Here is a 6,220-nt window from a genome sequence, read left to right as displayed (position 1 = left end):
CCGAGGCCGGCAAGCGCGTCGGCGGCGCCCGCAAGGCGATCAACGAGGCGCTCGCCGCCCGGCAGGCCGAGCTGGAGGCCGAGCGCGACGCCCGGGTGCTCGTCGAGGAGGCCGTCGACGTCACCCTGCCGTGGGACCGGCAGCCGCGCGGCGCCCGCCACCCGCTGACCACCATGCAGGAGCGCATCGCCGACACCTTCGTCGCGATGGGCTACGAAGTGGCCGAGGGCCCCGAGCTCGAAGGCGAGTGGTTCAACTTCGACGCCCTCAACATCGCCAAGGACCACCCGGCCCGCTCCGACCACGACACCTTCTTCGTGGAGTCCACCGAGTCGGGCATGGTGCTGCGCACTCAGACCTCGCCGGTGCAGATCCGCGCGCTGCTGCAGCGGGGCGCGCCGTGCTACGTCATCTCGCCGGGCAAGGTGTTCCGCACCGACGAGCTCGACGCCACCCACACCCCCGTCTTCCACCAGGTCGAGGGCCTGGCGATCGACGAGGGGCTGACCATGGCCCACCTGAAGGGCACGCTCGACCGGTTCGCCGAGGTCATGTTCGGCGAGGGCATCACCACCAGGTTCCGGCCCAACTACTTCCCGTTCACCGAGCCGTCGGCCGAGATGGACCTCAAGTGCTTCGTCTGCCGCGGCGCCTCGGCGATCCCCGGCAACCCGCCGTGCCGCACCTGCAAGTCCGAGGGCTGGATCGAGTGGGGCGGCTGCGGCATGGTCAACCCGCGCGTGCTGATCGCCTGCGGCGTCGACCCGTCGACATACTCGGGCTTCGCGTTCGGCATGGGCATCGAACGCACCCTGATGTTCCGCCACAACGCTGAGGACATGCGCGACATGGTCGAGGGAGACGTGCGCTTCACGCTTCCGTTCGGATTGGAGATCTGATGAAGGTCCCGCTCTCCTGGCTGCGGGAGCACGCCGATCTCCCGGCGGTCACCGCTCAAGAGGTGGCCGACAAGCTCACCGCGGCCGGGCTCAAGCTCGAGTCGATCACCTCCCACGGCCACGACGTGAAGAACGTCGTGGTCGGCGAGGTGCTCGAGATCGAGGAGCTGACCGGTTTCAAGAAGCCGATCAGGCACTGCAAGGTCGAGGTCGGCGAGGCGATGCCGCGCGAGATCGTCTGCGGCGCCACCAACTTCGCCGTCGGTGACCGCGTACCGGTCGTGCTGCCGGGCGGCGTGCTGCCCGGCGGCTTCGAGGTCGGCTCGCGCAAGACCTACGGGCGGCTGTCCGAGGGCATGATCTGCTCCGAGCGCGAGCTCGGGCTCGGCGAGGACCACGGCGGCATCATGGTCCTGCCCGCCGGCACGCCGATCGGCGCCGACGTGGTCGAGCTGCTCGGGCTCCGCGACGACGTGATCGAGCTGGAGATCACCCCCGACATCGGCTACGCGCTGTCGGTCAGGGGCGTGGCGCGCGAGGCCGCGACCGCGTTCGAGGTGCCCTTCCACGACCCCGCCGACGTCGAGCTGCCCGCCGCCGACGAGCAGGCGTGGCCCGCCTCGATCGGCGACCCGACCGCCTGCGACAGGTTCGTGCTGCGCGAGGTCACCGGCTTCGACCCGGCCGCCCAGAGCCCGCTCTGGATGCGCGTACGGCTGACGCGGGCCGGCATGCGCCCGGTGTCGCTGGCCGTCGACATCACCAACTACCTGATGCTGGAGCTCGGCCAGCCGCTGCACGCCTTCGACCGGGCCACGCTCACCGGCGAGATCGTCGTACGCCGGGCCGGGCAGGGCGAGCGGCTCGAAACGCTCGACCACGTCACCCGCGAGCTCGACCCCGACGACATCCTGATCACCGACCAGTCGGGCCCGATCTCGATGGCGGGCACGATGGGCGGACTGGAGACCGAGATCTCCGGCGAGTCGACCGAGATCGTCATCGAGGCCGCGCACTTCTCGGCGACCGGCATCTCCCGGGAGTCCCGCAGGCACAACCTCGTGTCCGAGGCGTCCAAGCGGTTCGAGCGCGGCGTCGACCGCGAGCTGCCGCTGGTCGCCTCGTGGCGGGCGGTGAGCCTGCTGGCCGAGCTGGGCGGCGCCACCGTACGACCGGGCCTGACGCACGCCGAGGTCGACGTCGAGCCGGCCCGCATCGCCATTCCGGCGAGCCATCCGGGCGACGTGGCCGGCGTGCCCTACGCCAAGGAGACCGTCGTACGCCGCCTGGAGCAGGTCGGCTGCGTCGTGACCGACGGCGACGACCCGGCCGTGCGCAGGGGCGGCGTCGACCCGACCGGGGTCGTGACCGGCGGCGAGCTGGCGGCCAAGCTGGCCGTCACCGGCGACGACATGCTCACGGTCACCCCGCCGTCCTGGCGGCCGGACCTCACCGACCCCAACGACCTGGCCGAAGAGGTCATCCGCCTCGAAGGCTACGAGCGCCTGCCCTCCGTGCTGCCCAAGGCTCCGGCCGGAGCCGGACTGACCGAGGGACAGCGGCTGCGCAGGCGGGTCGGCCGCACACTGGCCGCCGCCGGTTACGTCGAGGTGCTCGCCTACCCGTTCATCAGCGAGGGCGACTTCGACGCGCTGCAGCTGCCCGCCGACGACGCGCGCCGGCGCGCCCTGCGGCTGGCCAACCCGCTGGCCGAGGACGAGCCGCTGCTGCGCACGACGCTGCTGCCCGGGCTGCTCAAGACCCTGGTACGCAACGCCGGGCGGGGCTTCTCCGACGTGGCGCTGTTCGAGTCGGGGCCGGTCTACCGGCCACGCGAGGGAGCGCCGGACACCGCGCCGGTGCTGGGTGTCGAGCGCAGGCCCAGCGACGACGAGCTGGCCTCGATCGCCACCGCTCTGCCCGACCAGCCGCACCGGGTCGCGGTCGTGCTGGCCGGCGAGTTCGAGCGGTCCGGCTGGTGGGGCCAGGGGCGCCAGGAGTGCTGGGCCGACGCCGTACAGGCGGCCCGGCTGGTGGCGGCCGAGGCGGGCGTCGAGCTGTCGGTCATCGCCGACCAGCACGAACCGTGGCACCCCGGCAGGTGCGCCGCCCTCTACGTCGGCGACACGCTCGTCGGCCACGCAGGCGAGCTGCACCCGCGCGTCGCCGAGGCCTACGGGCTGCCGCCGCGCACCTCGGCGATGGAGCTGGAGCTGTCCAAGCTGGAGTCGGCCATGCCGGGTCCGGTCGACGCGCCGGCCGTCTCGTCCTACCCGGTCGCCACCCAGGACGTGGCGCTGATCGTGCCCGACTTCACGCCGGTCGCCGACGTGGAGGCGGCGCTGCGTGACGGGGCGGGCGAGCTGCTGGAGTCGATCCGGCTGTTCGACGTCTACGCGGGGGAGCAGGTGGGGGAGGGCAACAAGTCGCTCGCCTACACCCTGCGCTTCCGCGCGGCCGACCGCACGCTGACGGTGGAGGAGACGACGGCGGCTCGCGACGCCGCCGTGGCCATGGCCGCCGACCGCGTCGGCGCCCAGCTCCGCGGCGCCTGACCGTTAAGTCGCCACGAGGTCCGGTACGGTCCGCCGTACCGGACCTCACGCATGAGTCCGGCGTACCGGACCTCACGCATGAGCGTGCCGGGACTCGCGCATGAGTCCGGCGTACGCGACCCTGCGCATGAGTCCCGCGTGCCGGGCCGCACGCATGAAAGGCCGGAGATGAGGCATCTGCTGGTGTTCGCCGAGCGCGACGACGCCGAAGAGGTGGCGGAGGCGCTGGGTGAGCGGTTCCCCGCGCTGGGGACACCCCAGGTGGTACGAGAGACGCTCGCCGGAGAGGACGACGCCGAGGACGCGCAGTGGCTGGTCGTCCTGGAAGGGCTCGACGAGGGCGGCCTGCCGGAGGTCGACGCCCTCGTGGAAGACCACGACGGCTGGCGCGAGCCGGGCTGACCACAGCGTGCCTTCAGGCGGTGAGGCGGCCCTCTCGGCGGGTCTTCTCGGCCAGCGCGTGCTCGTCGGTGCGCGAGTCGTACCCGCGGAACTTCGGCAGCACCGCCGCCAGCCCGGCCACCGCCGCCACGCACAGCACGCCGCCCGCGCCCAGGGAGAACCGGGCGCCGCCCCACTGCGCCATCAGCCCGGCCCGGGCGTTGCCGAGCATCGGACCACTGGCGTAGGACAGCAGCTCGATTCCGGCCAGCCTGCCCCGCAGCTCGCTCGGGATCGTCTGGTTCCACATCGTCATGCGGAAGATCCCGCTGATCATGTCGGCCGCTCCGGCCAGTGCGAGGCAGAAGAAGATCGCCCAGACGTTCGGGATCACCGCCGCCAGTGCCATCGCGGCGCCCCAGAGCGTCGCGGCGATGATCACGCCCATGCCCTGGCGGTGTACGCGCGCGGTCCAGCCGCCGGTGAGTGAGGCCACGAGGGAGCCCACCGCACCCGCCGAATAGAGCAGCCCGAGCGCCTGAGGCGCGCCGAGCTGGTCGGCCAGGAACGGGAACAGCGCCGTCGACATCGCGAACAGCATCGCGGCGATGTCGACCAGATAGGTGCCGACCAGGTCGCTCCGCCCGGCCGCGTAGCGCACGCCCTCCACGAGCGAGCGCAGCGACGCGGGCGCGGCGTCCTCGGCGGGCGGAACCGCCTTGATCCGCCAGAGCAAGGCCAGGGACAGGACGAAGCTCACCGTGTCGAGGCCGTAGGCGACGGCCGTGCCGAACGCCGTCACCAGCAGCCCGCCGAGCGCCGGGGCGACGATCGCGCCGAGGTTCCAGCGCAGGCTGGCCAGCACCGCGGCCGCCGCGAGCTGCTCGTGCCTGACCACCTGCGGGATCAGCGCCTCCAGGCTGGGCCGCTGCAGGCAGCCGATGCCCATCGCCAGGGCGCCGACCACATAGAGGACCCAGATCTGCGGGTGGGGGAGCAGCGAGTTGACCATGAGCAGACCCGAGGTCACCATCAGCCCCAGCTCGCTGAGCAGAATGACCGTGCGCCGGTCGAGCGCGTCGGCGATGGCGCCGCCCCACAGCCCGCACACCACCATCGGCACGAACTCGGCCAGGCTCACCAGACCGACCGCCACGTAGGAGCCGGTGAGCTCCTTCATCTGGTACGGCACCGCGACCATGGTGATGAACGTGCCGAACATCGTGATGACACCCGATGTCATGAGCAGCCGATAGTCACGCGAGTCGCGCAGCGGACCCAGGTCGGGCGCCAGCCCGCGGAGCAGGCGTTTCAGTTGATCGACCACGAGGTCTGATTCTGCGTTGTGGACCTTGGCACGGGCAAACGGTTTATCGTGCGGCCCGTGGCGCGGGCAAGCGGTTTATCCGGCACAAGGCTGGGCCCCCGGAGTGTCTCCGGGGGCCCAGCGGAGCCGTGTTCAGGCGGCGGGCACCTTGTCCAGGAAGCCCAGGACCCTGGCGATCCGGCCGTCCGCGGCCAGCTGCACCACGTCGAACCCGACCACCACCGGCTCCTCACCCGCCGGGCCCAGGTGCCAGGTGAACCGGGCGATGTCGTGGTGGGCGTCGTACACCTCGCCGGGGCTGAACACGAAGCCCGGGAACATGCCCTGCGCGCCCTCGATCAGCGCGGCGAGCCCGGCGTGCCCGGAGACCTCGGCCAGCGGGTCGGTGTAGGTGGCGTCCTCGGTCCAGACCTCGGCCACGGCCTTGGCACGGGCGTCGGCGTCGGTCTCGTTCCAGGCGGCGATGTAGCGCTCGACCAGTTCGTTGCTCATGATTTTTCTACCTTTCAGGTGGTATCGAAGGAGGGGGAGGGTTAGCGGAGCCGGCGAAGGCCCATGATCTGCAGCTCGGCGAAGACGCCGACCACGATCGCCTGGCCGATCGCCCACACCGCGCCGGGCGTGGTGAACTCCGTCACCCCGGTGACCACGGCGGCCACGCTGCCCAGGGTCCAGACGGCGTTGAGCGTGATCACGGCCTTGGCCGCCGCCGGGCTGATCGCCTGGCGGCGGGCCAGCAGACCGACCGCCACGCCGTACGCGAGAAGGAAGACGCCGATCGCCCTGAGCAGGCCCGCGTCCGGGCCGAGCAGGTCGCTGGCGGGACCGGCGGCGGCCAGGTAGACGAGCCCGTTGACACCGGTGACGACGGCGTCGGAGGCCAGCGCCAGGCGCAGGAACCTGGCCCGGTCGGTCACAGTGAGGGCGGTCATTTCGGCGCTCCCTTCGAGCGGTTCGTTCGGACATGAGAACCATGTCAGCGGGGGTGTGGGCGCCGCGATTACGCCAGAGGTAATGCGGGCGCTTATCTCCGGCTCCACCTGGGGGCGCGGCCCAAA

6 protein-coding genes are annotated in these 6,220 nt (G+C 71.8%); 3 read left to right on the top strand and 3 right to left on the bottom strand.

From position 1 onward, the window contains the following. The 3 genes from pheS to AB0B61_RS56300 form a co-directional block, all read left to right on the top strand. Window positions 1-899: phenylalanine--tRNA ligase subunit alpha (gene pheS, locus AB0B61_RS56310; RefSeq protein ID WP_358450326.1), on the top strand; the 899-nt coding region annotated here is incomplete at its 5' end. Further along, window positions 899-3,454, top strand: a complete 2,556-nt coding sequence (locus AB0B61_RS56305) for a phenylalanine--tRNA ligase subunit beta (RefSeq protein WP_358450324.1) — start codon at window positions 899-901, stop codon at window positions 3,452-3,454. The genes pheS and AB0B61_RS56305, both read left to right, overlap by 1 nt. 168 nt (window positions 3,455-3,622) lie before the next feature. Next, window positions 3,623-3,856 carry a hypothetical protein gene (locus AB0B61_RS56300; RefSeq protein WP_357654690.1) on the top strand — a complete coding sequence of 78 codons (234 nt, stop codon included), beginning with the start codon at window positions 3,623-3,625 and terminating at the stop codon, window positions 3,854-3,856. 13 nt (window positions 3,857-3,869) lie between these two features. Here the strand turns inward: AB0B61_RS56300 and AB0B61_RS56295 are convergent, their stop codons facing one another. The 3 genes from AB0B61_RS56295 to AB0B61_RS56285 all read right to left on the bottom strand — a co-directional run bounded on the left by AB0B61_RS56295 (window position 3,870) and on the right by AB0B61_RS56285 (window position 6,094). Then, window positions 3,870-5,162 (bottom strand): MFS transporter, encoded by a 1,293-nt coding sequence (locus AB0B61_RS56295; RefSeq protein WP_358450323.1) that lies wholly within the window; start codon window positions 5,160-5,162, stop codon window positions 3,870-3,872. A gap of 132 nt (window positions 5,163-5,294) precedes the next feature. After that, window positions 5,295-5,654, bottom strand: a complete 360-nt coding sequence (locus tag AB0B61_RS56290; RefSeq protein WP_358450322.1) for a nuclear transport factor 2 family protein — start codon at window positions 5,652-5,654, stop codon at window positions 5,295-5,297. Window positions 5,655-5,695: 41 nt separating this feature from the next. Further along, complete coding sequence (locus AB0B61_RS56285; RefSeq protein WP_358450321.1) at window positions 5,696-6,094, bottom strand: hypothetical protein; 399 nt, start codon at window positions 6,092-6,094, stop codon at window positions 5,696-5,698. Window positions 6,095-6,220: the final 126 nt, after the last annotated feature.

The sequence above is a fragment of the Nonomuraea sp. NPDC049158 genome (assembly GCF_040648335.1).
Classification (GTDB): Bacteria; Actinomycetota; Actinomycetes; order Streptosporangiales; family Streptosporangiaceae; genus Nonomuraea.
The sequence above is the reverse complement of the archived record's forward strand: the minus strand, read 5'-3'. Positions and strand labels throughout refer to the sequence as shown.